This is a genomic window from Agrobacterium larrymoorei (assembly GCF_037722385.1).
GTDB lineage: Bacteria > Pseudomonadota > Alphaproteobacteria > Rhizobiales > Rhizobiaceae > Agrobacterium > Agrobacterium larrymoorei_C.
In genome coordinates this window covers 130,802-156,002 of the sequence record NZ_JBBKAQ010000006.1, presented here as the reverse complement: position 1 = coordinate 156,002, position 25,201 = coordinate 130,802, and the positions used below count along the sequence as shown (strand labels likewise).

The 25,201-nt window shown below is 58.8% G+C and carries 21 protein-coding genes; 5 read left to right on the top strand and 16 right to left on the bottom strand.

Going from position 1 to position 25,201, the window contains the following annotated elements; translation table 11 throughout:
• Positions 1–97: 97 nt before the first annotated feature.
• Both iolG and WKI41_RS10375 read left to right on the top strand, forming a co-directional pair.
• A complete protein-coding gene (gene iolG / locus WKI41_RS10380; RefSeq protein ID WP_340193403.1) occupies positions 98–1,090 on the top strand; it encodes an inositol 2-dehydrogenase in 993 nt (330 codons plus the stop codon).
• 129 nt (positions 1,091–1,219) lie between these two features.
• Complete coding sequence (locus tag WKI41_RS10375; protein WP_340193402.1) at positions 1,220–1,780, top strand: hypothetical protein; 561 nt, start codon at positions 1,220–1,222, stop codon at positions 1,778–1,780.
• Positions 1,781–1,881: 101 nt separating this feature from the next.
• Here WKI41_RS10375 and iolB read toward each other — a convergent pair whose 3' ends face one another.
• From iolB to WKI41_RS10330, 9 genes are all read right to left on the bottom strand, one after another.
• The gene (gene iolB, locus WKI41_RS10370) at positions 1,882–2,691 is read right to left on the bottom strand and encodes a 5-deoxy-glucuronate isomerase (protein WP_340193401.1); all 810 of its coding nucleotides are present in this window, start codon (positions 2,689–2,691) and stop codon (positions 1,882–1,884) included.
• A 16-nt stretch (positions 2,692–2,707) separates the two neighbouring features.
• Positions 2,708–3,607: a myo-inosose-2 dehydratase gene (gene iolE / locus WKI41_RS10365; protein ID WP_340193400.1), complete on the bottom strand. Its 900-nt coding sequence runs from the start codon at positions 3,605–3,607 to the stop codon at positions 2,708–2,710.
• 2 nt (positions 3,608–3,609) lie between these two features.
• Entirely contained in the window at positions 3,610–5,433 is a 1,824-nt protein-coding gene (gene iolD, locus WKI41_RS10360; RefSeq protein ID WP_340193399.1) for a 3D-(3,5/4)-trihydroxycyclohexane-1,2-dione acylhydrolase (decyclizing), read from the bottom strand.
• Positions 5,430–7,355, bottom strand: coding sequence for a bifunctional 5-dehydro-2-deoxygluconokinase/5-dehydro-2-deoxyphosphogluconate aldolase (locus WKI41_RS10355; protein ID WP_340193398.1), 1,926 nt, complete (start codon positions 7,353–7,355; stop codon positions 5,430–5,432). Before WKI41_RS10355 ends, iolD begins: the two co-directional genes overlap by 4 nt.
• A 113-nt stretch (positions 7,356–7,468) precedes the next feature.
• Positions 7,469–8,284: a MurR/RpiR family transcriptional regulator gene (locus WKI41_RS10350; RefSeq protein ID WP_062423722.1), complete on the bottom strand. Its 816-nt coding sequence runs from the start codon at positions 8,282–8,284 to the stop codon at positions 7,469–7,471.
• Positions 8,285–8,386: 102 nt separating this feature from the next.
• Positions 8,387–10,390, bottom strand: coding sequence for an acetyl-CoA carboxylase biotin carboxylase subunit (locus WKI41_RS10345; protein ID WP_340193397.1), 2,004 nt, complete (start codon positions 10,388–10,390; stop codon positions 8,387–8,389).
• An 11-nt stretch (positions 10,391–10,401) separates the two neighbouring features.
• Complete coding sequence (locus tag WKI41_RS10340) at positions 10,402–11,934, bottom strand: acyl-CoA carboxylase subunit beta (protein ID WP_340193396.1); 1,533 nt, start codon at positions 11,932–11,934, stop codon at positions 10,402–10,404.
• An 87-nt stretch (positions 11,935–12,021) separates the two neighbouring features.
• A complete protein-coding gene (locus WKI41_RS10335) occupies positions 12,022–12,459 on the bottom strand; it encodes an EamA family transporter (protein WP_340193395.1) in 438 nt (145 codons plus the stop codon).
• A gap of 117 nt (positions 12,460–12,576) precedes the next feature.
• Positions 12,577–13,911, bottom strand: a complete 1,335-nt coding sequence (locus WKI41_RS10330) for a C4-dicarboxylate transporter DctA (protein WP_340193394.1) — start codon at positions 13,909–13,911, stop codon at positions 12,577–12,579.
• Between the two features lie 255 nt (positions 13,912–14,166).
• On the opposite strand from WKI41_RS10330, the gene WKI41_RS10325 reads away from it, so the two are divergent.
• Both WKI41_RS10325 and WKI41_RS10320 read left to right on the top strand, forming a co-directional pair.
• Positions 14,167–15,987 (top strand): sensor histidine kinase, encoded by a 1,821-nt coding sequence (locus WKI41_RS10325; RefSeq protein ID WP_340193393.1) that lies wholly within the window; start codon positions 14,167–14,169, stop codon positions 15,985–15,987.
• 1 nt (position 15,988) lies between these two features.
• Complete coding sequence (locus tag WKI41_RS10320) at positions 15,989–17,344, top strand: sigma-54-dependent transcriptional regulator (protein WP_340193392.1); 1,356 nt, start codon at positions 15,989–15,991, stop codon at positions 17,342–17,344.
• Between the two features lie 46 nt (positions 17,345–17,390).
• Here WKI41_RS10320 and WKI41_RS10315 read toward each other — a convergent pair whose 3' ends face one another.
• The 6 genes from WKI41_RS10315 to WKI41_RS10290 form a co-directional block, all read right to left on the bottom strand.
• Positions 17,391–17,873, bottom strand: a complete 483-nt coding sequence (locus WKI41_RS10315; RefSeq protein WP_340193391.1) for a BA14K family protein — start codon at positions 17,871–17,873, stop codon at positions 17,391–17,393.
• A 109-nt stretch (positions 17,874–17,982) separates the two neighbouring features.
• The gene (locus WKI41_RS10310) at positions 17,983–18,729 is read right to left on the bottom strand and encodes an aspartate/glutamate racemase family protein (protein WP_340193390.1); all 747 of its coding nucleotides are present in this window, start codon (positions 18,727–18,729) and stop codon (positions 17,983–17,985) included.
• A 10-nt stretch (positions 18,730–18,739) separates the two neighbouring features.
• A complete protein-coding gene (locus WKI41_RS10305) occupies positions 18,740–19,558 on the bottom strand; it encodes an ABC transporter permease (protein ID WP_340193389.1) in 819 nt (272 codons plus the stop codon).
• Positions 19,559–19,561: 3 nt separating this feature from the next.
• Entirely contained in the window at positions 19,562–20,473 is a 912-nt protein-coding gene (locus WKI41_RS10300; protein WP_340193388.1) for an ABC transporter permease, read from the bottom strand.
• 62 nt (positions 20,474–20,535) lie between these two features.
• On the bottom strand, positions 20,536–21,825 hold the full coding sequence (locus WKI41_RS10295; RefSeq protein WP_340193387.1) for an ABC transporter substrate-binding protein: 1,290 nt from the start codon (positions 21,823–21,825) through the stop codon (positions 20,536–20,538).
• A gap of 32 nt (positions 21,826–21,857) precedes the next feature.
• Positions 21,858–22,940, bottom strand: a complete 1,083-nt coding sequence (locus WKI41_RS10290; protein ID WP_340193386.1) for an ABC transporter ATP-binding protein — start codon at positions 22,938–22,940, stop codon at positions 21,858–21,860.
• 260 nt (positions 22,941–23,200) lie between these two features.
• Here WKI41_RS10290 and WKI41_RS10285 point away from each other — a divergent pair, with 260 nt between their 5' ends.
• The gene (locus WKI41_RS10285) at positions 23,201–23,911 is read left to right on the top strand and encodes a GntR family transcriptional regulator (RefSeq protein ID WP_340193385.1); all 711 of its coding nucleotides are present in this window, start codon (positions 23,201–23,203) and stop codon (positions 23,909–23,911) included.
• 29 nt (positions 23,912–23,940) lie between these two features.
• On the opposite strand, the gene WKI41_RS10280 is transcribed toward WKI41_RS10285, so the two are convergent.
• A complete protein-coding gene (locus WKI41_RS10280; RefSeq protein WP_340193384.1) occupies positions 23,941–25,197 on the bottom strand; it encodes a D-amino acid dehydrogenase in 1,257 nt (418 codons plus the stop codon).
• Between the last annotated feature and the right edge of the window lie 4 nt (positions 25,198–25,201).

The window sequence follows — 25,201 nt, the reverse complement described above, 5'->3', positions numbered from 1 at the left end:
CACCGATCATGATCGACAGAAGATCGGTTGATGACAGGACGCCACTGCTTCTTCGGAATTGGCGTCCCGAGGAGGAATTTAGCGTGGAGCAAATGGAATGATCAGGTTCGGTGTGCTTGGTGCGGGCCGTATTGGCAAGGTGCATGCGGCAACGATTGCTGCCAATCCCAAGGCGAAGCTTGCCTATGTTGCGGATGCGTTCCCGGCGGCGGCAGAGCAACTGGCGCAGCAAACGGGCGCGCGTGTCGCATCCGTTGAGGAGATTATCGCGGCGTCGGACGTCGATGCCGTGCTGATCGCAACGCCGACACCGAGTCACGCCGATCTCATCGAAGCGGCGTCGAAGGCCGGCAAGCATATTCTCTGCGAAAAGCCTGTGTCGCTTTCGGTCGATCGCATCAACCAGTGCCTGGATGTGGTGGAAGAGAACAAGTCGACGCTAATGATCGGCTTCAACCGCCGTTTCGACCCCAACTTTGCAACTGTTGAGAAGCGGCTGCGAAACGGCGATGTCGGCGAGATCGAGATCGTGACGATCATCAGCCGCGATCCTAACCCACCTCCCGCAAGCTATGTGAAATCGTCGGGCGGTCTATTCCGCGACATGATGATCCATGACTTCGATATGGCCCGCTACCTGATGGGAGAAGAATTCGTGGTCGTCAATGCGCTGGGTTCCGCGCTGGTGGACAAGGCGATCGGCGAAGAAGGTGATGTGGATACCGCCGCCGTGCAGATGCAGACTGCATCGGGACGGATCGCCGTCATCACCAATTCCCGCCGCGCCACGTATGGCTACGATCAGCGCATCGAAGTGCATGGCTCGACCGGCATGCTTTCGGCGCGCAACATCCAGAATTCCAGCGTTGAATTGTGGAATGCCAACGGCATTGCCGGCGACCCGGTACAGAACTTCTTCATCGAGCGCTATGCCCAGGCATACGCCAACGAAATCAATACCTTTATCGATGCTGTCGATGCGGGCAACACCTCGCCACGTCCAAGCGGTTTCGATGGTCTTCAGGCGCAGAAGCTGGCGGATGCTGCCACCGAAAGCTGGCAGACCGGCAAGCCCGTTCAGATCGTCTGATCATTCCTCTGCATAAAATGGAAACGCTCGCACCTTTCTCCGGGTGCGAGCGTTTCTTTGTATGGAAGACAGCAACCTTTATGGTGACAAGAGCTATGCTCCCCAGACTGCGTTGCGGGTAGAGGCTTGATGGGCGAAAAAAATGGTCATGCACTACCAAACTTTACTCCACACCTGAGAGGCTTCGCCTACATGAAGAACATGGTGCGTGCAAAGATCTGGCTGGCTGCATGGCTTGGAGCAATGATGGTGTTCACCGTCCCGTCTTACGCCATGCAGGCTTGCCCACCACGCGCTGAAATGCGCGAGAAGGCGCAGATCATTGTGGAAGCCCGATTGAAGTCCTTGTTCATAGGGGATTTAGGGTTCGTTGCCGACGAACCGTTGCAATCTCGCATGGTGCGTGCGGAACTGGAAATCCAGCGGGTGATCAAGGGAGAGTTTTCCAAGAAGGACGCAGTCGCTTTTGGCTCTGTGCTAGCTCCAGGCGCTTTGCGGGAACTGACCTATATGGCTATGCTGTATGGCGCTGGCAACGACGTGGATATGTTTGAGCTGGAAATGTCGGCTCAAGAGGTCGCTGACGGTTTGAAGTTTTACTCGTTGGGTGCCTGCGTATATTACAATTTTCCCACGTTGGTAGAGGAGCAAACCGACTGGAAGGACAGCCCCCGATTGCCGACGCCATAGGACCGCAGTTCCGCGGATCCTCGGCCGTCAGCATAGCCGCTGACGATGACGGGTCAAACAGGTCAGTGGGGACCGGCGCGTTTAACAACGACGGTGACGTCCTACGGATTGTCGCGCTTAAAAATCCAGTCGTGATCCGGGTGATTCTGGAAGCGCCATTTGCGCATCGGACCAGCCATGACGTTGAGATAATACATCTCATAGCCATAGGGCGAGCCGCAGGGGTGATGGCCCTTCGGCACCAGCACCACATCACCGCTTGAGACCGCCATGGTCTCGTCCAGCGAACCGTCTTCGGTGAAGACGCGCTGGAAGCCGAAGCCCTGCTCCGGGTTGAGCCGATGGTAGTAGGTTTCCTCCAGATAGGTCATCTCCGGATAGTTGTCCTCGTCATGCCTGTGTGGCGGATAAGAGGACCAGTGACCGGATGGCGTGAAGACTTCGGTTACCAGCAGGCTGTCGGCCACATCGCGATCTTCCATGGCGATCGGGAAGATGTAGCGCGTGTTGCCGCCCTTGCCGCGCTCGGCGAGCGTGATGCCGGCGGGGGCGATTACCCGGGCTTCACGACCGGGCTGAGCGGGTGCAGTGCAAACGCCAAGCGTGCAGTCGGTGGTGGCCGTCACGGTCCAGGAAGAGCCTGCCGGGATATACACGCAATGCGGTGGCTTGCGCTCGAACACATTCATCCGGTCGCCGAGTTCGCCGAAATTCTTGTCTTCCGACGAGATTTCCGCCTTGCCCTCGACGAGAACGAGAATGACCTCGGTCTCATCCGTTTGTTCGGTCGCCGTCTCGCCAGGCTTCAGATGGTAGAGACCAAAACCGACATAGCCCCAATTGGCGCTCTCAGGCGTGATGTCGTGAACCTTGCCGGACGTGCCGGTGGGTTTGCGCAGCAGATTTGCCATGTCTTGACCTTTCTGTTCAGCCCTTGTCCAGGCCGGCGTCCTTCGCGAAGCCGCGCAGCGATTTGAGGCCTAGGCTCTGATATTCGAAAGGATTGCGCACATCCGGATCCTGCTCGGCCTCGATCACCAGCCAGCCGCTATAGCCATGCTCTGCGGCAACCTTGAGAACGGGGAGGAAGTCGACGCCCCCCTCGCTGTCACCCGGAACCGTGAAGACACCACGGCGCACACCTTCGAGGAAGGAGAGGTTTTCATCGCGAACCTGCTTGGCGATGACCGGACGTACGTTCTTGGCGTGGATGTGGCCGACGCGCCCCATGTGCTTCTTCGCCAGCCGCTCCGGGTTGCCGCCGCCGAACAGGCAATGGCCGGTATCAAGCAAGAGCTTGGTGTGCGGGCCAGTGTTCTCCATCAGCTGGTCAATCTCGTCTTCGCTTTCGACGATGGTCCCCATGTGATGGTGATAGACGAGCGCGATCCCCTGATCGGCCGCATGTTTTGCCAGCGCTTCGACGCCTTCGCCAAAACGCGTCCATTCGCTGTCGGCGAGCTTCGGGCGGTCATTGACTGGCTTTGCATCCTTGCCATGGATGGCATTGGAGGTTTCGCACACGATGATGACCTTGGAGCCCATCGCCTTCAAAAGGTCGAGGGCGGGCTGCATCGCAGCCTTCTCGTCTTCGATCGAGTTGGTCAGAAGGTTCAGCGAATGCCAGCCGGAGACGTAGCGCAGTTTGCGGGGCTCCAGCACGGCCTTGAGGGCTTCCGGCTCCTGCGGGAACTTGTGGCCTTTCTCGATGCCGTCGAAGCCGATCTTCGATGTTTCGTCCAGGCACTGGTCAAGACTGATGTGAGCGCCGAGCGTGCGGTCGTCGTCATTGCTCCAGGCGATGGGGTTTGTACCGTAAAGAATCATGATCAGCGTCTTTCTTTCAGTGCGGATTCATAGGCTGCGCGCGCCTGTTTGACTTCATTGCGTTCGGAGACTTCCGGTACGGCGACATCCCACCAATAGCCCCCAGCATCTGGTGTCGGGTAGGGATCGGTATCGATGACGATCACGGTCGGAACGTCCGCGCTGCGGGCTGCATCGAGTGCTGTTTCGAGTTCCGCGATTGTCGAGACCTTGTGCGCATCCGCGCCCATGCTGGCTGCATGCGCGGTGAAATCGATGGCGATCGGGTTCTTCTGGTTGGTGTGGGCGTAGAGATTGTTGAACTCTGCTCCGCCTGTGCCCATCTGCAGCCGGTTGATGCAGCCATAGCCGCGATTGTCGGTGATGACGACAGTGATCTTCACGCCCATGGCGACGGCGGTGGCGAGCTCCGAATTCATCATCATGTACGAGCCATCGCCTACCATCACGATCACGTCGCGTTCTGGTTCTGCCATCTTGATGCCGAGGCCACCAGCAATCTCGTAGCCCATGCAGGAGAAGCCATATTCCATGTGGTAGGAAAGCGGCAGCTTCGCCTTCCACAGCTGGTGCAACTCTCCGGGCATGGTGCCCGCCGCGCACATGACGACGGTATTGTCACGCGAGGCACGCTGAACCGCGCCGATCACCTGCATATCCGTGGGCAGGCTGTTGGCCTCCTTGGGCGCTGCAGTCACGGCGTCGGCCTTGGCGAACCAGTCCTGCTTTAGGCTGGCATCCGGTGCGGAAAAGCGGTGGCTGCCCAACGCCTCAGTCAATTTCTCGAGGCCGATTTTGGCGTCCGCCGTCAGGCTGATGGCATCGTGTTTGGCGCTGTCATAGGCTTGTACGTTGAGTGCCAGCAGCCTGCGCTGCGGGTTCTTGAAGAGCGCCCATGAGCCAGTGGTGAAATCCTGGAAACGGGTCCCCACACCGAAGATGAGATCGGCCTTTTCGGCGATCGCATTGGCGCTCGACGCACCCGTGACACCAGCGGGACCGAAATTCATCTCGTGGTCCCAAGCGAGCGCGGACTTGCCTGCCTGCGTTTCGATGACAGGGATGGAGTGACGCTCGGCGAAGGTCTTCAACGTTTCGGTCGCGCCGGAAAAATGCACACCGCCGCCGGCGACGATGATCGGGTTCTTCGCTGCTTTCAGTGCGGCAATCGCCTCTTCCAGCTCCGCTTTGTCGGGCTCCGGGCGGCGCTGGCGCCAGACCTTTTTGTCGAAGAAGCTTTCCGGATAATCAAAGGCTTCGGCCTGAACATCCTGGCAGAAGGAAAGCGTTACTGGGCCGCAATCAGCCGGGTCTGTCATGGTGCGGAAGGCGCGTGGCAATGCGGTCAGAAGCTGTTCGGGGCGCATGATCCGGTCGAAATAGCGGCTGACGGGCTTGAAGCAGTCATTGGCCGAGACCGTACCGTCGTTGAAATCTTCGATCTGCTGCAGCACCGGATCGGGACCGCGATTGGCAAACACGTCACCGGGGATCAGAAGCACGGGCAGTCGGTTAACATGGGCAAGGGCGGCAGCCGTTACCATGTTCAGCGCGCCGGGGCCGATCGACGATGTGACCGCCATCGTCCGGCGGCGGCCAAGCTGCTTGGTGTAGGCGATCGCCGCATGCGCCATGGATTGCTCGTTCTGGCCGCGATAGGTCGGCAGTTCCTCGCGGATGCCGTAAAGAGCCTCGCCCATGCCGGCCACATTGCCGTGGCCGAAGATCGCCCAGACGCCAGCGATGTAAGGCTCGCCATCCTCATTCATCTGGGCTGCCAGATAACGCACAAGTGCCTGTGCCGCCGTCAATCGTACCGTCTTCACGCTGCCTCTCCCTTTACATGCACGGCGCGCGCCTTGTCCCAAATCTGGCAAAGCGCCTCATAACGGGCTGCCATGTCGGCAACCGCCTCCTCATCGCTCACCTTGCCCGCAAGCCAGCTGCGCGCGGCCTCGGCAAAAATCGTCCGACCCACGGCAAATCCTTTCACCAGATCGAAGCCTGCCGCCAGCCTGAAACTCTCCTCCAACTCGCTCTGCGGCGCCTCCAGGCCGAGAACCACGATGCCACGAACGTAAGGATCATGACGTTTTACCGCATCGGTCGCCTGACGCCAGGCTTCCTCGCTCTTCAAAGGCTCAAGCTTCCACCAGTCTGGATACACGCCGATCTCGTAGAAGCGGTCTATGATGCGGGCAGTCGTTTCATCATTGATCGGTGCCACCTTGGAAGGGATGACCTCCAGGAGAAACTCCAGACGATTGCGACGTGCGGCAGCAAAGAGACGCGAGACCGTCTCTTCCTGCTCGGCGCGCATCGCCTCGTCATCGTCCGGATGGTAGAAGCACAGTACCTTGACCACATGTTCGGCCGGCCATTCGTTCAGTCCGCCGCAATCGGGTCCAAGGTCCGGCTCCAGCGTTAAAGGACGCGAGCCCGGCCATTCGGCGGGACGACCGATCCACAGGCCTGAGCCTGCGGCCTGATAGAGAGCGTCGCGGCCAAGCCGGCCATCACAGAGAATGCCATAGCCGGGATTGCCACCGGCAACCTGATGGGCAGCCCTCAGACAAAGCTCCTTGAAGGAGCCGATCTTCTTCTCGTCGACGCCGACGTCCTTTGCGATAGCTTCCAACTGCATACGGTGATCGAAGGCAAAGACGCGCATCGTGCTCCAGTCGCCCTTGCGGTTCGTCGCCCAATGCACCTGTTCCAGTTGATCGTCCTTGCGCAGCGCCTTGTTGCGAATGCCGGCGCGGAAGAAATATTGCAGCTCTTCCCAGCTTGGATAGGCGGGCGTGCAGCCATGGCGCGACACGGCAAATGCGCCGCAGGCATTGGCATATTTCAATGTGGTCGGCCAGTCTTCGCCGCGCAGCCATCCGCGGAAGAGACCTGCCATGAAGCCATCACCCGCACCCAGCACGTTGAAGACTTCGATGGGAAAGCCTTCGCCGCTTTCGCCGTCGTCCAGACTATCTGGAATCTTGTCTGGGAAGACCACTGCGCCCATCGGTCCGCGCTTACAGACCAGCGTGGCGTTGGAAACAGCCCGCACGGCACGCAGCGCTTCCAACGTGTCGGTGGAGCCGCCTGCGATGTGAAACTCTTCCTCGGTGCCGACGATCAGGTCGAAGAGGTTGAGGGTGGATTGCAGCTTCTGCGTAACCTTGGCCGATTCGACAAAGCGGCTTTCGCCGTCTCCGTGGCCAGCCACACCCCACAGGTTCGGGCGATAGTCGATGTCGAGCGCCGTCTTGGCACCATTCTCGCGCGCCAGGCGCAGCGCCTTCAATACCGCCGCTTCCGTGCGCGGATGGGAGAGATGCGTGCCAGTAGCGCAAACACAGTTGGCTTCAGCGATGAAGGCCGGATTGATATCGTCTTCGCTCAGCGCCATGTCGGCGCAGTTCTCGCGATAGAAGATCAAGGGGAACTGCTGCTGGTCGCGAATGCCCAGAATGACGAGCGCCGTCAGACGCTCCTTGTCGGTCTGCACGCCGCGGATGTCGACGCCTTCGCGGACCAGTTGTTCGCGGATGAAGCGACCCATATGCTCGTCACCGACGCGGGTGATAACCCCGCTTTTCAGACCCAGCCGTGCAGCACCGGCTGCAATATTGGTAGGGGAGCCGCCGATATATTTGTTGAAGGAGGACATGTCCTCCAGACGTCCGCCGATCTGCGCGCCGTAAAGATCGACCGACGATCGGCCGATCGTGATGAGATCGAGTGTCTTCACCAACTGTCTCCTCCGCGCCGCGAGGCGCCTGGGGCGGATTAAGGATATCCGCCGCTTTTCTCCCCAACTTTCATTTGGACTATAAATTCCATTTTTTCTATTTTCAATATGAATATTCAGTTTTGTCTATGTGTTCCGACCCCCACCGCAAGCGCGATTGCGATGCAGAGTGTTGCCGACAAAGAACGGAATGCGCCGAAATCGACCTCTGATACGGTCAATACCGTGGCATCGAACTGACGCAGCGGATTGACCGCCGTATCTGTGATGGCCACGACAGGAATCTTTCGGGCACGGCTTGAGGAAACGATCTCCATTGTCTCCGCCGAATAGGGCGCGAAGGTGATGGCGAGAACCACATCGCCCTGACGGATCGCATTGGCGCTTTGCAACTGACCGACGGAGGCATGCAGCATGGAGGGCACCTGCATCTTCTCGAAAGCGTAGGCGAGGTAGCTTGCGACGGGAAAGGAGCGGCGCAAGCCGACGATATGGATCATCTGCGCGTCCGCAAGTACCTGAATTGCCGCCTCGAAGGCAGACTGATCGACGGTTTTCAGCAGGTTTTCCAGCGATGCGCGCCCGGCTTCGACGAATTCAGCCAGAAGCCGGCCACCACTATCTTCGCCCTTGTCGCGCAGGTTGGTCAGTCGCGTATCGTAATCCGGCCAGCGACCCGAATAGCTTTCCTTGAACAGACGCTGCATTTCGGAGAAGCCGGAGAAGCCGAGGATTTGGCAGAAGCGCATGAACGCGGACGGCTGGACTCCTGCAGCTTCAGCCATTTCAGCGACAGTGGAGACGGCGATGCGGTCGGTATTGGCTGCAACATAATCCGCGCACTGCCGCAATCTCTTCGGCAGTTTCGGCGCCACCTCGACGAGCCTCTCCTCGAACTCCTTTACCGTTGCCGGTGCGGCAAGATCCTGCATCTCGTTTCACTCCCCCACAAATGAAATCGTCTCTCCTGGATTGGAATATCTATTCCAGAAAAGGCGTGGCAGGGAAGCGGAATTTCCATGCGGCGGGGATCGTCACTCGAATTCCAGGATCACTTCGTCGACGGCAAGGCTGTCTCCAGCCTTCACCGCCACCTTCGAAACCCGACCCTTGCGCTCGGCCCGAAGAATGTTTTCCATCTTCATGGCTTCGACCGTTACGAGCGCCTGGCCGGCTTCCACCTCATCGCCCTCCGCCACCGAAATCGAGGTAATGACGCCCGGCATGGGGCAAAGCAGCATCTTCGATGTATCCGGCGGTAGCTTTTGCGGCATGAGAAGCGCAAGCGCGGCGACGCGCGGGCTGCGAACTCGGGCGACGATATCGATCCCATGCCAACGCATACGGATCGCCGATGGTGAAAGATCGATCTTCACCGACAGCACTGCGTCTCCTAGCCGGAATGTGCCGAGGCTGCGGCCCGGCATCCAGTCCGTTTCAACAGCCAGCTTCTCGCCGTCTTCGATCTGAACCACGGTACCGTCGCCATCCAGATCAAGGGAAGCGCGGCGCTCGGTTTTACCGAGTTGAACCACCCAGTCCTTGCCGACAATGCGGCGATGGTTGCCGATGGTACCGGAAATCTGCGCTGCACGGCTCTGCACCTGATGGTGAATGACCGCAGCAATTGCCGTCAGTCGTTCAGTGGCTTGCGTCTCGGGCTCCACTCCGGAAAAACCGTCTGGAAATTCCTCGGCGATGAAGCCGGTGGCCAGATTGCCGGAACGAAACCGAGGATGCTGCATGACAGCAGAAAGGAAGGGCAGGTTATGCCCGATGCCCTCGACCTCGAACCGATCAAGCGCCTCCCCCATGGCATCGATGGCGGAGAGCCTCGTCTCGCCCCAACTGCACAGCTTGGCGATCATCGGATCGTAATACATCGAGATTTCGCCGCCTTCGAAGACGCCGGTGTCGTTTCGAAGGACCGTGCGATTGTCTTGGCGGCCCTCCTGCGGTGGGCGATAGCGCGTCAACCGGCCGATGGAGGGCAGGAAGTTGCGGTAAGGATCCTCCGCGTAGAGCCGGCTTTCGATGGCCCAGCCATTGAGCCTGATGTCCGCTTGGGAAAGAGAAAGCCGCTCGCCTGCCGCCACACGGATCATCTGCTCCACCAGATCGATGCCGGTTACGAGTTCGGTAACAGGATGCTCCACCTGCAGGCGGGTGTTCATTTCCAGGAAGTAGAAGTTGCGGTCGCCATCGACGATAAATTCCACCGTACCGGCGGAGAAGTAACCAACTGCCTTGGCGAGCGCGACAGCCTGCTCGCCCATCGCCTTGCGCGTCACCTCGTCGAGAAAAGGAGAGGGGGCTTCTTCGATCACCTTTTGATTGCGGCGCTGGATGGAGCATTCCCGCTCGCCGAGATAGAGCACTGTGCCGTGCTGATCACCCAAAACCTGGATTTCGATGTGGCGTGGCTGGGTAACGAATTTCTCGATAAAGATCCGGTCATCGCCAAAGGACGCCTTGGCTTCATTGCGCGATGACTGGAAACCTTCGCGTGCCTCGCTGTCGTTCCAAGCAATGCGCATGCCTTTGCCGCCGCCGCCGGCCGAAGCCTTGATCATCACCGGATAGCCAATCTCGGACGCAATGCGGACAGCCTCATCCGCAGTCTCGATCAACCCCATATGGCCGGGAACCGTGGAGACGCCTGCCTCGGCTGCAAGCTTCTTGGAGGTGATCTTGTCGCCCATCGCTTCGATGGCTTTGACCGGCGGCCCGATGAAGGCTACGCCTTCTTTTTCCAGCGCCGCTGCGAAAGCCGGATTCTCAGAGAGAAAGCCATAGCCCGGATGCACCGCGTCAGCACCCGTTTTGCGAATGGCCTCAAGGATATTGTCGATCACGATATAGGACTGGTTGGACGGGGCCGGGCCGATATGCACGGCCTCGTCAGCCTCGCGCACATGCAGCGCATTGGCATCCGCATCGGAATAAACTGCGACTGTTGCGATGCCCAACTTCTTTGCGGTGCGAATGACGCGGCAGGCGATTTCGCCGCGATTGGCAACGAGGATTTTCTTGAACATAGGCCTCATCCTCACAACGGTATCGTATCGTGTTTTTTCCAATGCGTCGTCACCTGCTTGTTGCGCAGGGACGCAAAGGCGCGCGCGATGCGGCGTCGCGAGGAATGCGGCATGATGACTTCATCGATGAAGCCGCGTTCGGCAGCAACGAACGGATTGGCGAAACGCTCTTCATATTCGCGCGTCCGTTCCGCGATCTTTTCCGGGTCGGACAGTTCTGAGCGGTAAAGAATTTCAGCCGCACCCTTGGCACCCATCACGGCGATCTCCGCCGTCGGCCAGGCATAGTTGATGTCTGCACCGATATGTTTCGACGCCATCACATCGTAAGCGCCGCCATAGGCCTTACGGGTGATCAGCGTCACCATCGGCACCGTCGCTTCTGAATAGGCGAAGAGCAACTTGGCGCCATGCTTGATGACGCCACCATATTCCTGCGCGACGCCGGGCAGAAAGCCTGGAACATCGACCAGCGTCAGGATCGGAATGTTGAAAGCGTCACAGAAGCGCACGAACTTTGCTGCCTTGCGGGAGCTGTCGATATCCAGGCACCCGGCCAGCACCATGGGCTGATTGGCGACGACGCCGACGGTCTCGCCTTCGAGGCGGATAAAGCCAGTGATGATGTTTCTGGCAAAGGCCTCCTGCAATTCAAAGAAATCACCTTCGTCCGCAATCGCGTGGATCAGCTCCTTCATGTCATAGGGCTTGTTGGAACTGTCCGGGATCAGCGTGTCGAGCTTCGCCTCTAGGCGGGCCGGGTGATCATGGAACGGTCGGGTCGGCGACCTCTGACGATTGTTGGCGGGCAGGAAATCAAAGAGCGCGCGAACTGCCTCTAACGCTTCTATGTCGTTCTCATAGGCGCCGTCGGCAACGGAGGATTTCTTCGTGTGGGTGGAGGCCCCGCCCAGTTCCTCAGCAGTGACGATCTCGTTGGTGACGGTCTTCACTACATCCGGGCCAGTCACGAACATGTAGGAGGTGTCGCGCACCATAAAGATGAAGTCGGTCATGGCGGGAGAATAGACGGCTCCACCGGCGCAAGGTCCCATGATGACGGAGATCTGCGGCACGACGCCCGACACTTCCGCATTGCGGCGGAACACCTCCGCATAGCCCGCAAGCGACGACACGCCTTCCTGGATGCGTGCACCGCCGGAGTCGTTCAAGCCGATCACAGGGGCGCCGACGCGCACCGCCATATCCATGATCTTGCAGATTTTTTGTGCGTGGGTTTCAGACAAGGAGCCGCCAAGCACGGTAAAATCCTGGCTGAACACATAGACCTGCCGTCCGTTGATCGTGCCCCAGCCGGTCACGACGCCATCGCCCGCGACCTTCTGATCCGCCATGCCGAAATCCACCGCCCGGTGGGTCACATACATGTCGTATTCCTCGAAGGAGCCTTCATCCAGCAGCACGTCGAGGCGTTCGCGCGCCGTCAACTTGCCTTTGGCGTGCTGCGTATCGATACGCTTCTGACCACCGCCTAAGCGAGCTTCGGCGCGGCGGCTTTCAAGTTCTTGAAGGACTGAACGCATAAGACCTCCCTATCGCATTCGACAAGCAGTCTTAAGGCCAAAATTGTTGAATGGAAACAGCTGCCTTGGTCGTAGAGATTCCTCGCTCTAGCCGCGATAGGCGACGAGCACCGCGCCGCAGGCAATCAAGATGACGCCCAGCCAGTTTGGAAGAGAGAGCCGTTCGCCGAGAAAAAGAACCGCAAATATTGCGACGAACACGACGCTGAGCTTGTCGATCGGCGCAACGCGTGCGGCATCTCCGATTTTCAAAGCACGAAAATAGCAGATCCAGAATGCACCTGTCGCTAGCCCGGAAAGGATGAGGAAGACCCAGGTGCGCGGCGCGATCGTTGCAGGACTTTGCCAGTTCCCGGTGATGTAGACCATTAGTGCTGCCGCCAGAAGAATGACGATGGTTCGGATGAACGTCGCGAAATCGGAATTGACGTTTTCGATGCCGATTTTGGCGAAGATGGCGGTCAGTGCGGCAAAGGCCGCCGAAAGCAAAGCCCAGACTTGCCAGGACAGAAACAGGTTTTTCATGATGGAGCGCCGGTGAGAAAAGGAAGAACCCATCATGGCCGACCCGTCGCCAGAAAAGAAGAGGCCCGCCTCGAATGATCGAAGCGGGCCTTTGACTGATTGCTTGAAAAATGTGGCTTACTCTGCCGGAACCCCAAGTGCTGTCGGATCGTCAACGATTTTGGGCTCTTCGCCTCTCAGCACCGTTGCCAGTTGTTCCTGGTCGAGTTCACCTTCCCAACGGGCAACGACGATGGTTGCGACCGCGTTGCCGACGAAGTTGGTCAGCGCGCGGCATTCCGACATAAAACGGTCGATGCCGAGGATCAGCGCCATGCCGGCGACCGGTACGGACGGTACGACCGAAAGCGTGGCAGCGAGCGTGATGAAGCCGGCACCGGTGATGCCTGCAGCACCCTTGGAGCTCAACATAGCAACGAGGAGCAGCAGAACCTGCTCACCGAAGGACAGATGAATACCGGTTGCTTGGGCGATGAAGAGGGCAGCGAGCGTCATGTAGATGTTCGTGCCGTCAAGGTTGAAGGAGTAGCCGGTGGGGATGACGAGACCGACGACAGAACGCTTGCAGCCTGCCTTTTCCATCTTGCTCATCAGGCCAGGAAGGGCGGCTTCCGAGGAAGACGTGCCGAGAACCAGCAGCAGTTCTTCCTTGATGTAGCGGATCAGCGCCAGGATCGAGAAGCCGTTGTAGCGGCAGACGGCGCCCAGGATGACGAGCACGAAGATCAGCGACGTGAGATAGAAGGTGCCGATCAGCATTGCGAGATTCGTGACGGACGAAATGCCGTACTTGCCGATGGTAAAGGCCATGGCGCCGAACGCACCGATCGGAGCGGCCTTCATCAGGATCGCGACCAGCTTGAAGATCGGATACATCAGGGCGTGCATGAAATCGACGACGGGCTTGCCACGCTCTCCGACGACGCCGAGCGAAATGCCGAACAGCACGGAGAAGAACAGCACCTGAAGAATATCGCCTTCTGCGAAAGCGCCAACGATCGTCGTCGGGATGATGTTCATCAGGAAGCCGGTGATCGACTGCTCATGCGCCTTGGCGGCGTAGGTCGCGACGGCCTTGCCATCCAACGTGGACGGATCGATGTTCATGCCGGCGCCGGGCTGAACGACGTTGGCCACGATCATGCCGACGATGAGCGCGAGAGTGGAGAAGGTAATGAAGTAGATCATCGCTTTGCCAGCAACGCGGCCGACCTTCTTCATGTCGTTCATGCCGGCAATGCCGGTAGCGACTGTGAGGAAGATCACGGGTGCGATGATCATCTTGACGAGGCGGATAAAGCCATCGCCGAGCGGCTTCAGCTGTTCGCCAAGAGCGGGGTAAAAATGGCCGAGCGCAATACCTGCGGCAATAGCGACGATGACCTGGAAATAAAGGTGCCGGTAAAACGGCAGTCTGGCGTGGCTTTCAGCCACGGCTGTGCTGTCAATCATGTTCGTTCCTCCTCGGCTTAACCCTGCCCTGACGGCCTCCCGGGTTTGCCTTTGATTTTGCCCGGCCCTCTGCCGTTCAAAATCGTAGGAGCAAATAGCGTGCCAGTTCGAATTGGTTGAAATAAACTATTGAAAATAAAAGATTTTATTTGAAGCCCACGCGGCCCGTGGTTCACGAGTGTGTTTTCCCGCGCGCCATCTCTTGTGTTTTGTGTGGATTTCCGCACAGTGAAGGCGCGATGTTTCGAGTGATCAATGTCCGTTTTCTTAAATAGCACCCGCTTCCGCTGGATGGCCTTCGCATTGATGTGGGTCATCATTGCATTTGGAGCGTTCGTCGCAGCCGATAAGATTGGCCGTGTCCAGGCCACCCAGTGGTTGATTGCCGACGCCACCACTGACGCCGAATTGAAAACGGCGTTGCTGAATGTGGCCCTGGAGCGCCCGCGCGTTCTCCCGCTCGTGCTCTCCCGCGACCGAGATATCACTGAGGCGCTTGAAAATGGCGGTGCTGCCATCCAGCGGCTGGATGAAAAGCTGGAAGGACTGATCGAAGGCACGCAGGCCTCGGTGATTTATGTGACAGACGCGACCGGCGTCACCATTGCATCCAGCAACTGGCGCACCTCGGAGAGTTTTGTCGGTTCCAACTACGCCTTTCGTGACTATTTCCGGCGAGCGATGGATGCCGGCATGGCGGAGCATTATGCGCTCGGCAATGTCAGCCGCCGGCCCGGGCTCTATATCTCCCGGCGGATCGATGGGGCGGATGGAAAGCCGCTCGGCGTCGTCATCGCCAAGGTTGAATTTAACCGGCTTGAGAGCGACTGGAACATCGGCGGGCGTCCCGTCTACATCGTCGATTCCAATGGGGTGGTGCTCATGACCAGCATTCCCGAATGGCGGTTCAAGACTGTGGCCTCGATCGATGAAGACAAGCGGCGGATGATTTCGGCCAGTCTTCAGTTCGGCGAAGAAGCACTTTCCCCTATGCCGGTGCGACTGCGCTCGCAACTCGGTCCGGATGTGGCACTGGTTGAGGTAAACTCTCCGCCGACGCTGAAGGGAGACTATCTTCGTCTCGAACTTCCCGTTCCGACGACCAGATGGTCATTGCACTATCTTCAGCCCGTCACGCCGGCAACGAATGCCGCAATCCGTGAAAGCCGTACCGTCGCTCTGGCCGCCCTCATGCCCCTCTTTGCCCTCTCGGCAATCTGGCTTCGGCGCCGGTTAAAAGCGGAGCAGGCGCAGGCTGCTGCAGAACGAAACCGGGCAGAGTTGGAGCGCCGCGTTCAAGAGCGGACCGTCGACCTCACCATGGCCCGGGATAAGCTTCAGGCGGAAATCCTGCGCCATGAACAGACAGGTAAGGAACTGCAGAGCGTTCAGCACGATCTGGTCCAGGCCAACCGGCTCTCGATCCTTGGACAGGTGGCGGCGGGCGTCGCGCATGAAATCAACCAGCCCGTGGCGACCATCCGCGCCTATGCAGACAACGCCCGGGTGCTCTTGAAACGAAAGCGCAGTGAGGAGGCGGACGAGAATCTGGAAAACATCGCGACCCTCACCGAGCGGATCGGCGTCATTACAAGCGATCTCAAGATCCTGGCACGCAAGGGACGAACCGCGGCCGAGCCTGTCAGCATCCGGCTGGTCGTCGAAGGCGCGGTGATGTTGCTGCGCGCTCGCTTCTCCGGCCGCATGGATATTCTCGATCTCGATCTTCCCGATGAAAGCGTCAAAGTAATGGGAAGTCGTATTCGTCTGGAGCAGATCGTCATCAATCTCTTGCAGAACGCGCTCGAAGCCGTTGAGGAGAAGAACGATGGTCGCGTCGATGTTCGCGTCGAGGAGGACAAGGATGATGTGGTGCTGAAGGTTCGCGACAATGGACCAGGCATTGCCGAGCCTATTCTTGAGCAGCTCTTCTCGCCCTTCAACACCTCGAAGGAAGGCGGACTTGGCCTTGGTCTCGTTATCTCCAGCGATATCGCCTCAGATTATGGTGGCCGGATCGAGGTCGACACCGGAGAGAGCGGCACGTGTTTTTCAGTTTATTTGAAGCGGGCATGACATGACGGTGATGGGAACGGTCTATCTGGTGGATGACGACTCGCAGCTTCGCAAGGCGATGCGGCAGACGTTGGAACTCGAAGGCATGACGGTGATGCCATTCCCCAAGGCGGAGTTGGCACTCGGCGCTCTCGAAGAGAATTTCGATGGCGTGATCGTCACCGATGTGCGCATGCCCGGCATGGATGGCCTGCAGTTTTTCGAGCATGTGCGCAAGATTGATGCGGACTTGCCCGTTATTCTCATCACCGGCCACGGCGATGTACCGATGGCGGTCAGCGCGCTCCAGAACGGCGCCTATGATTTCATCGCCAAACCCTTTCCTGCTGAACGCATGGTGGAAAGCGTGCGCCGTGCGCTGGAAAAGCGCCGTCTTGTACTGGAAAACAGGGCGCTGAAGCAGGCGGCGGAACAGTCGATCGACGATATGCCACTGCTTGGCCAGACGCCGGCGATGGAGCGGCTGCGAAACACCTTGCGCCACATTGCCGATACGGATGTCGATGTGCTGGTGGCAGGCGAGACCGGCAGCGGCAAGGAGGTGGTGGCAACGGCCCTTCATCGCTGGAGCAAAAAGCGCAGCCACGGAAACTTCGTGGCGTTGAACTGCGGCGCTTTGCCTGAGACCGTTATCGAAAGCGAGTTGTTCGGACATGAAGCGGGCGCCTTTACCGGCGCACAGAAGAAGCGCATCGGTCGCATCGAGTATTCCAGCGGCGGCACGCTGTTCCTGGACGAGATCGAAAGCATGCCGCCCGCTCTTCAAGTGAAGATGCTGCGCGTGCTGGAAATGCGCGAGGTTTCCCCGGTCGGCTCGAACGAGGAGCGTTCCGTCGACATTCGTGTCGTTGCTGCCGCAAAGGTCGATCTCGGCGATCCCGAGCAACGCAAGGATTTTCGCGAAGATCTCTATTATCGTTTGAATGTGGTGACGCTGTCTATTCCGCCCCTGCGGGAACGCCGAGCAGACATACCGCTTCTCTTCTCCCACTTCGTCAGCAAGGCATCCAGCCGCTTCGGCATGCCCGTGCCGCAGATCGGCGCATCAGTCTCCCGCTATCTCAACGAGCACCCATGGCCGGGCAATGTGCGTGAGCTTGGCCATTTCGCCGAACGCGTCGTGCTGGGACTGGAGGGAGGGCAGCCGCCGACGTCCAGCCCTACTGCGATATCGAGTGGATCGGGAACGCTTTCGGAACGCATGGATCGGCAGGAGGCAGACATCATTCGCGAGACGTTGGAAAAGCATCAGGGCGATGTTGCCGAGACCATCGCCGCTCTCGGAATAGCGCGTAAGACCTTCTACGACAAACTGCAGCGTCATAATATAAACCGCTCGGACTACGTCTCCAGATGAGGGTGATCCGAGCGGTTCAAGTTTTGATCAATCGAGGCTGTCGCCGTTAGCCTGCTACGCAGAAGTGGCTGTTGCCATCATTGCCGATATAGGTGCCGCTGTTCGGGTTGAAGCTGCGGTAACGCTGCGAGCAATAGTTATACCAAGACTGCGACCACGGCTCGATCGTGCGATAAACCTGACGCTGTCTGTAGACAGGGCGGGGCTCGTAAACCGGTTGTGCACGATAGACGGGGCGGGGTGCTGGACGATACTCGCGGTAGTCCGGATCATCGTATGTGTAGCTTGGCTGATAGGCTTGGTAACGACGGACCGGAGGAGGCTCGACATAAACCGGCTCTTCCTCATAGCGGGGCTGCGACATGGCAGAGCCGACGGCTACACCCGCGGCAAGACCAAGAACACCACCAATGATGGCTGCGTCGCGATTTCTGTGACGCCAGTCGCCTGCAGACGCCGTATTCAAGGGTGCCAGGATGGTTGCAGAGACCGCAAGAGCCAGAAGGGATTTAGCTGCAATCGAAGCCATGTTGGTTTTCCATCAAAATGGCGGTTTCCCGCCAGTTGTTATCCGATGGTTAAGAAAATAGATCGAGCAGGCTGAACGGTCGCTGAATGAATTGTGGCAGGATTGAGATCTAGTCTGTAGCCATTTGGGTTGGTGAAAACGGCGCCATCAGCCCGAGATAAGGCTTCTCAACCGGCGCGGCGTAGGCTCCGCGTTTTGCGGTGGTGAGCCCAAGCGAGATCAGCGTCTCGGCATGTTTGACCGCCGCCGATACGCCGTCGATCACCGGAACGCCGAATTCGTCCGAAAGCTCTGCCGCAAGATCCGCCATTCCGGCGCAGCCGAGAACGATAGCTTCCGCCTTGTCTTCGTTCAGTGCCGCAGCGATCTGAGCATGCAGCCGCGGCAGGGCGTCTGAAGCAGGGTCTTCCAGCGACAGAACCGGAATGTCAGCCGCGCGCACCTTTGCGCGTGCTGCCATGCCGTAGCGATGCACGAGATGCTCAAGCGGCAGGCGGGAGCGCTCCATGGTGGTGACGACGGTGAAGCGCTGGGCGATGAAGGCGGCGGTCGCAACAGCCGCTTCGCAGATGCCGATGACGGGAATGGTGGCAAGCGCGCGTGCCGCGTCGAGTCCTGTGTCGTCGAAGCAGGCAATCACAGCTGCCTGGGCGCCATTCTTCTGCGCCTTGGCGATCTCCAGCAGAAGTCCGGGAATGGCGAAGACCTCGTCGTAGTAGCCTTCGATCGAGACCGGGCCCATCGACGAGGTTACGGCAATCACCTCCGTCGAGGCGGAAGCGACTGCCTTGGCCGCTGCCTCGATCGTCCGTGTCATCGATTGGGTGGTATTGGGATTGACGACGAGAATGCGCATGATCTGCGGTTCAGCCTTTCGAGCGGCGACGGTTCATGGTGACGATGATGCCAAGTGTTACGCCAATGACGATCAGCGAGAAGAAGGTCGTGACGGCACCGAGGGCGTAGAGCACCGGCGTGGTGACGTTCGTCGTCATGCCGTAAATTTCTAAGGGCAGCGTATTGTACGTACCGGACGTCATCAGGGTTCGGGCGAATTCGTCGTAGGAAAGGGTGAAGCCGAACAGGCCGACGCCGATCAGGCTAGGTGCGATCATCGGCAGGACGACATTGCTGAAGGTCTGCCAGGAATTCGCGCCCAGATCGCGCGCCGCTTCTTCATAAGATGGCGAGAAGCGGTTGAAGACTGCAAACATGATGAGCACGCCGAAAGGCAGCGTCCATGTGAGATGCGCGCCGAAGGCCGAGGTGTTCCATGCAGGCTCGAGGCCGAGCTGTTGGAAGAGCACGCCGATGCCGAGCGAAATGATGATCGACGGGACCACGAGGCTTGCCACCGAGAGATAGAAGAGCGGCGTGGCGCCGATGAATTTTCGGCGGAAGGCAAGACCCGCGAGTAGCGAGACCAGAACCGTGACAATCATCACCATCACGCCCAGCATGAAGGAGCGGCGGAAGGAGCCGCCAAAATCGCCGACCGCCTGCTGCTCGAAGAGGTTGGCGAACCAGTGCAGCGACACGCCGTTCAGCGGAAAAGTCAGGCCGCCGTTCGGTCCCTGAAAGGCGAGGATCAGGATCGCCGAAAGCGGTCCATAGAGAAACAGTACAAAAAGGGCAAAGAAGAGGGCGAGGATGTAGAATTCGCGACCGCGTTTTTCCGAATGCATGGATCAGAGCTCCTTACGGATATCGACGACCCGCAGAATGCCTGCGACCATCAGGAGAACGAGGGCGAGCAGAACGACGGCGTTTGCAGCCGCCGCCGGATACTGCAGGAGCGACATCTGGTTCTTCATCATCAGGGCGACTGAGGCGCTCTGTCCGCCGGACATGACCTGCACGGTCGAAAAGTCGGCCATGACCAGCGTCACCACGAAGATGGTGCCGATCGCCATGCCGGGCTTCGCTAGGGGGATGATAACATTCCAAAGCACCTGCCAACTTGAAGCACCTGCATCACGTGCGGCCTCCACCAGCGACTTGTCGATGCGCATCAGCGTGTTGAAGATCGGCGTCACCATGAAGAGCGTGTAGAGATGCACCATGGCCAGCACCACGGCAAAATCGGAATAGAGCAGCCATTCGATGGGTGCGGTAACAATCCCCATATTCACAAGCGCGCTGTTCACCAACCCATTGCGGCCGAGCACCGGGATCCAGGAAATCATGCGGATGATGTTGGATGTCAGGAAGGGCACGGTGCAGATGAGGAAAAGCACCATTTGCATGGTGGTGGTGCGGATATGGAAGGCGAGGAAATAGGCGACCCAGAAGCCGAGGAATAGCGTGATCGCCCAAACCATGAAAGCGTATTTCAACGTATTGAGATAGGTCTGCCACGTTACCCAGGAGCCAAGCGTTTCGGTGTAGTTGAAAGTAACGAAGTCCGGATACATCTGGGCAAAATCATAGTCCCAGAAGCTGACGACCACGATCATCAGGATCGGCAACAGAAGGAAGAAGCCAAGGATCAGGGCTAAAGGTGCTGCCTGGATATAGGACACTAGCCCCAGGGGCAGGGCAAAGGGCTTGCCCGCTTTCTCTTTCTTTTCGCCAACGCCTATAAATCTGACCGTCGCCATCCAATGGAGCCCTTTGTTGTTGTCGTGACCGGCGGCAGCTAGCCGCCGGTCTCTTTTCTGCATCAAGCGGCGATGAACTCGTTCCAGCGGCGGACCATGTAGCGGTCCTCATCCATGACGGAGTTCCAGCATGCGACCTTGCCCATGCGTTCCTCGAAGGAGCCGCCATCGCGCACAGCGCCGGCCTTTTCCATGACCTTGCCGTCTGGAGCGATGATGTCGCCCTGGGCAGGCTTGCCTTCCACCCAGTAGCCCCACTCGTCGGCAGTCATGAATTCCTTCGCCGTTTCCATGGCGGCGGAGTAGTAGCCCTGACGGTTGAGGTAGGCGCCGACCCAGCCTGAGGTGTACCAGTTGATATATTCATAGGCCGCATCGAGCTTTGCACCGCTGAGGTGCTTGGCAAGGCCAAGACCGCCACCCCAGGAACGATAGCCTTCCTTCAGTGGCTGGTATTTGCAGGCGATGCCCTTGGAACGAACGGCGGCAACTGCCGGCGACCACATGGACTGGATCACGACTTCGCCGGAAGCCATGAGGTTGACGCTCTCGTCGAAGCTCTTCCAGAAGGCGCGGAACTGGCCGTCCTTCTTGGCCTTGATGAGGAAATCGATGGTCTTGTCGATTTCGGCCTTCGTCATGTTGCCCTTGTCGGCATACTTGATGTTGCCCATGGCTTCCATGATCATCGCCGCATCCATGATGCCGATGGACGGGATGTTGAGGATCGACGTCTTGCCCTTGAACTTGGGATCCATGATATCGGCCCAGGTGGTGATCTCACGACCGACGAGGTCTGGGCGGATGCCGAGCGTATCGGCATTGTAGATGGTCGGAACCATGGTGAAGTATTCGGTTTCACCCTTGGCGAACTTCTTGTCGCCTGGCTTTTCGACATAGCCCACCGTATGCGGTGCCGTGCCTTGTGCAATCACGCTGTCTGGCGTCAGCTTGCCGGTTTTGAACAGCGGCACGATCTTGTCGTAATATTTCAGCTTCTTGATTTCCATCGGCTGGATCACGCCCGCCGGATAGACCTTCTTGAGGATCCAGTATTCGATATCGGCGATGTCGTAGGAGTTCGGCTGGGTCACGGCGCGCTGTGCGGCCGCGTCCGAATCCGTTGCCGTCATTTCAAGCGTAATGCCGAGGTCCGCCTTGCACTTTTCGGCAATCGCATTGATGTTCGATACGCCCGTGCCGAACTGGCGCAGCGTGATCGGGTTCTGCGCCCAGATGGTGGGAAAGCCGGTGATCAGGCCGGAACCGACGGCAGCACCGGTGGCGGCAGCGCCCGCCTTCAGGAGACCGCGGCGGGTCAGACCCTTTTTCGTCTTGGTTGTATCGGTCATTTAAAGTTCTCCTCTGGCTGTTCTTGTTGAGATTATTGCTCTACCCGTCCGAGCACGATGGCATCGGCCGCATTCCAGGAAAGAGGTATGGCATCGCCAACCTTGATGGGATTTTCGAAGAAGACCGCATCGGTCAAAATCACGTTGAATTCGTCGATGCCCGCACCCGTCACGACAAGCTTCACGCTGGCCCCGCGATATTCGACGTTGGCTACGATGCCGGTAAAACCAAGGCCTTCTTCGCCTTCGCCAATCCGTACGCGGTCGGTGCGCACGGCGATATCGACACTGTCGTCCGCTGGCACCTTGCCGCTGGCCTTGAAAGCGCCGCCGCCGGCCACTTCCAGCGTTACGACACCGCCATCGACGGACTTTAAACGTCCGGAAATGACATTATGATCGCCCATGAAGCGCGCAACGAAAGCGGTCGCAGGGCGCTCGAACACTTCGCGCGGTGCTGCCGCCTGCTCAATGCGGCCGTCATTCATCACGACGATGATATCGGCGAGCGCCATTGCCTCTTCCTGGCTATGGGTGACGTGAACGAAGGTGATGCCCAGCGACGTCTGGAGCTTTTTCAACTCCGCGCGCATGCGGATCTTGAGGAAGGGATCAAGCGCCGAAAGCGGCTCATCCAGAAGCAGCGCTTCTGGATCGGTGATCAATGCGCGTGCAAGTGCGACGCGCTGCTGCTGGCCTCCGGAAAGCTGGGCAGGACGGCGGGTCGCATAGGGTTCCAACTGCATCAGCTTCAGCATGTCCAATGCCTTGGCGCGCCGTGCTTCCTTGTCCACGCCCTTCATCTTCAAGCTGAAGGCGACGTTGTCGATGAGATCGAGATGCGGGAAGAGTGCGTAGGACTGGAACATCATCGCCGTGCCCCGTCGTGCCGGCGGCAGATCTGTGACCACCGTGTTTCCAAGGCGCACATCACCACTGGAAATGGTTTCGTGTCCGGCGATCATGCGAAGCGTCGAGGTCTTGCCGCAACCGGATGGACCCAGCAGGCAGCAATAGCTGCCAGCCGGTATCTTCAGGCTGATGGCGTGAACGGCGGTTGTGCTTCCATAGACCTTGGTGACGAAGGCGATGTCTATCTCGGCAGCTTTGCTCATGCGTGTTCCCCTGCTTGTTGCAGAAGAACTTGCATAAGCCGTGCCAGTTTGCGGGCGCCTGACGTAAGCGCTTGAAACCAAGCGGCTTTTATTTTGAGTGGCGCTGCTTTGCTCAGTGCATTTTATTTGTGTGCACAAAAAAGCAGCTATTGTTTTCAATTGATGCGAGGATTGTATCCAATCCTCCGCAGCAGTCTTTCAGTTTGGCATTTGAAGCGTCCAGCTTTCGCGCTAAGAAGAGGAAAACTTTGGACCGCCACATGACCCTCTCGCACCTTCAACCCGACATGGACAACACGCCTGAAGACAGAGCGCAGGCGATCCGCGATACGCTCAGAGATGCCATCGCCGATCGGCGTCTGACACCTGGGACGAAGCTTTCGGAAGCCGAGGTGGGAGCGCTGTTCGATGTCAGCCGAACGGTCGTGCGCGCGGCGTTGCAGATGCTGGCGTTTGAAGGTCTGGTCAAGACGGAGCGAAATCGCGGCGCTTTCGTCTCCAATCCATCGCCGGATGAAGCGCGCCAGGTATTTGCCTCACGCCGCCTGATCGAACAAGGTATTGTTGCCGCCGCGGTTGAACGATTGACACCGAAAGGCATCGCCAGCCTTCGCGCCCATCTACAGGAAGAGACCCGGCACCAGCACGAGCGCGGACCATCGGCCCGGCGTGCCGAGATCAAGGCATCAGGCGATTTTCATCTGCTTCTGGCCTCGCTCGCAGGCAATGCCATTCTTGAAAAATTCATGGGCGAACTCGTTGCCCGCTCTTCACTGGTCATCGCGCTTTACGGACGCTCGGGCGTTTCAAGCTGCGGACACGGCGATCATTCCGTCATTCTCGATGCGCTGGAAGCCCGCGACGGCGAAAAGGCCAGTCGCTTGATGATGCATCATATCGATCATATCGAGGCGGACCTCGATCTGCGCGTGAAGGAGGGCTTGGCGCTAAAGGAAGCGCTGGCGCTTTGATCATGACGCGCGCGCGCGCGGCGGTTTTCCTACGCGGCGTAGCGGCTGATGCCGAGGTCTGCGGTTTCGATCTCCGGTCTGTTGCCGGACACCAGATCCGCCAGGACACGCGCCGAACCGCAGGCCATGGTCCAACCAAGCGTGCCGTGACCTGTGTTCAAAAAGAGGTTGGCATAGCGCGTGGCGCCAATCACCGGCGTGCCATCCGGCGTCATCGGTCGCAGCCCGCACCAGAATTTCGCCTGCGATTGATCGCCGGCACCGCCGAACAGGTCTTCCACCGAATGCGTCAGGGTTGCCTGGCGCTTGGCTGGAAGATCCTTGTTGAAGCCTGCGATCTCCGCCATTCCGCCAACGCGAATGCGGTCGCCGAGGCGAGTAATCGCCACCTTGTGCGCCTCATCCATGACGGTCGAGATCGGCGCCTTGGCCTCATCGACGATCGGCACGGTGATGGAGTAACCCTTGACCGGATAGACAGGCAGGTCAAGGCCGAGATGCTTAAGGAAATGCGGCGTGTAGCTGCCGAGAGCACCGATGAAGATATCCGCCTCGATCAGCCCCTTGCTGGTTTCGACAGCTTTGATGCGGTTGCCTTCGACCACCGGACCCATGATACCGGTGTCGTAGATGAACTTGACGCCTGCCTGTTCGGCCAGTCTCGCCAGTTCAGAGGTGAACATGAAGCAGTCACCGGTTTCGTCGCCCGGCAGCCGCAGGCCGCCAACAATCTTGTCGCGCGAGGCGGAGAGGCCGGGTTCTGCTGCGACGCAGGCGGCGCGATCGAGGATTTCGTACGGCACGCCACCGGCTTTCAGAACCTCGACGTCCTTGCCGATGCCATCAAACTGCCTTTGGGTGCGGAAGACTTCCAGCGTTCCTTGCATGCGCTGGTCATATTGGATGCCGGTTTCCTCACGAAGCGCCATCAGGCAGTCGCGGCTGTATTCGGCAATGCGCACCATGCGGCTCTTGTTAACGTTGTAGCGTTCAGCCGTGCAATTGCTCAACATCTGGATCATCCAGCGCCAGGCGGCAGGATCTGCTGTAGGCCGGATGATCAGCGGCGCATGCTGCATGAAGAGCCATTTCAGTGCCTTCATCGGGATGCCGGGTGCGGCCCACGGAGAGGAATAGCCAGGCGATACTTCGCCTGCATTGGCGAAGCTGGTTTCCAGCGCGGCGGCTGGCTGCCGGTCGATCACGGTGACAGAATGTCCGGCCTTGGCGAGGTACCAGGCTGAGGTGACGCCAATGACGCCGGCGCCGAGAATGGTGATGTTCATGCTG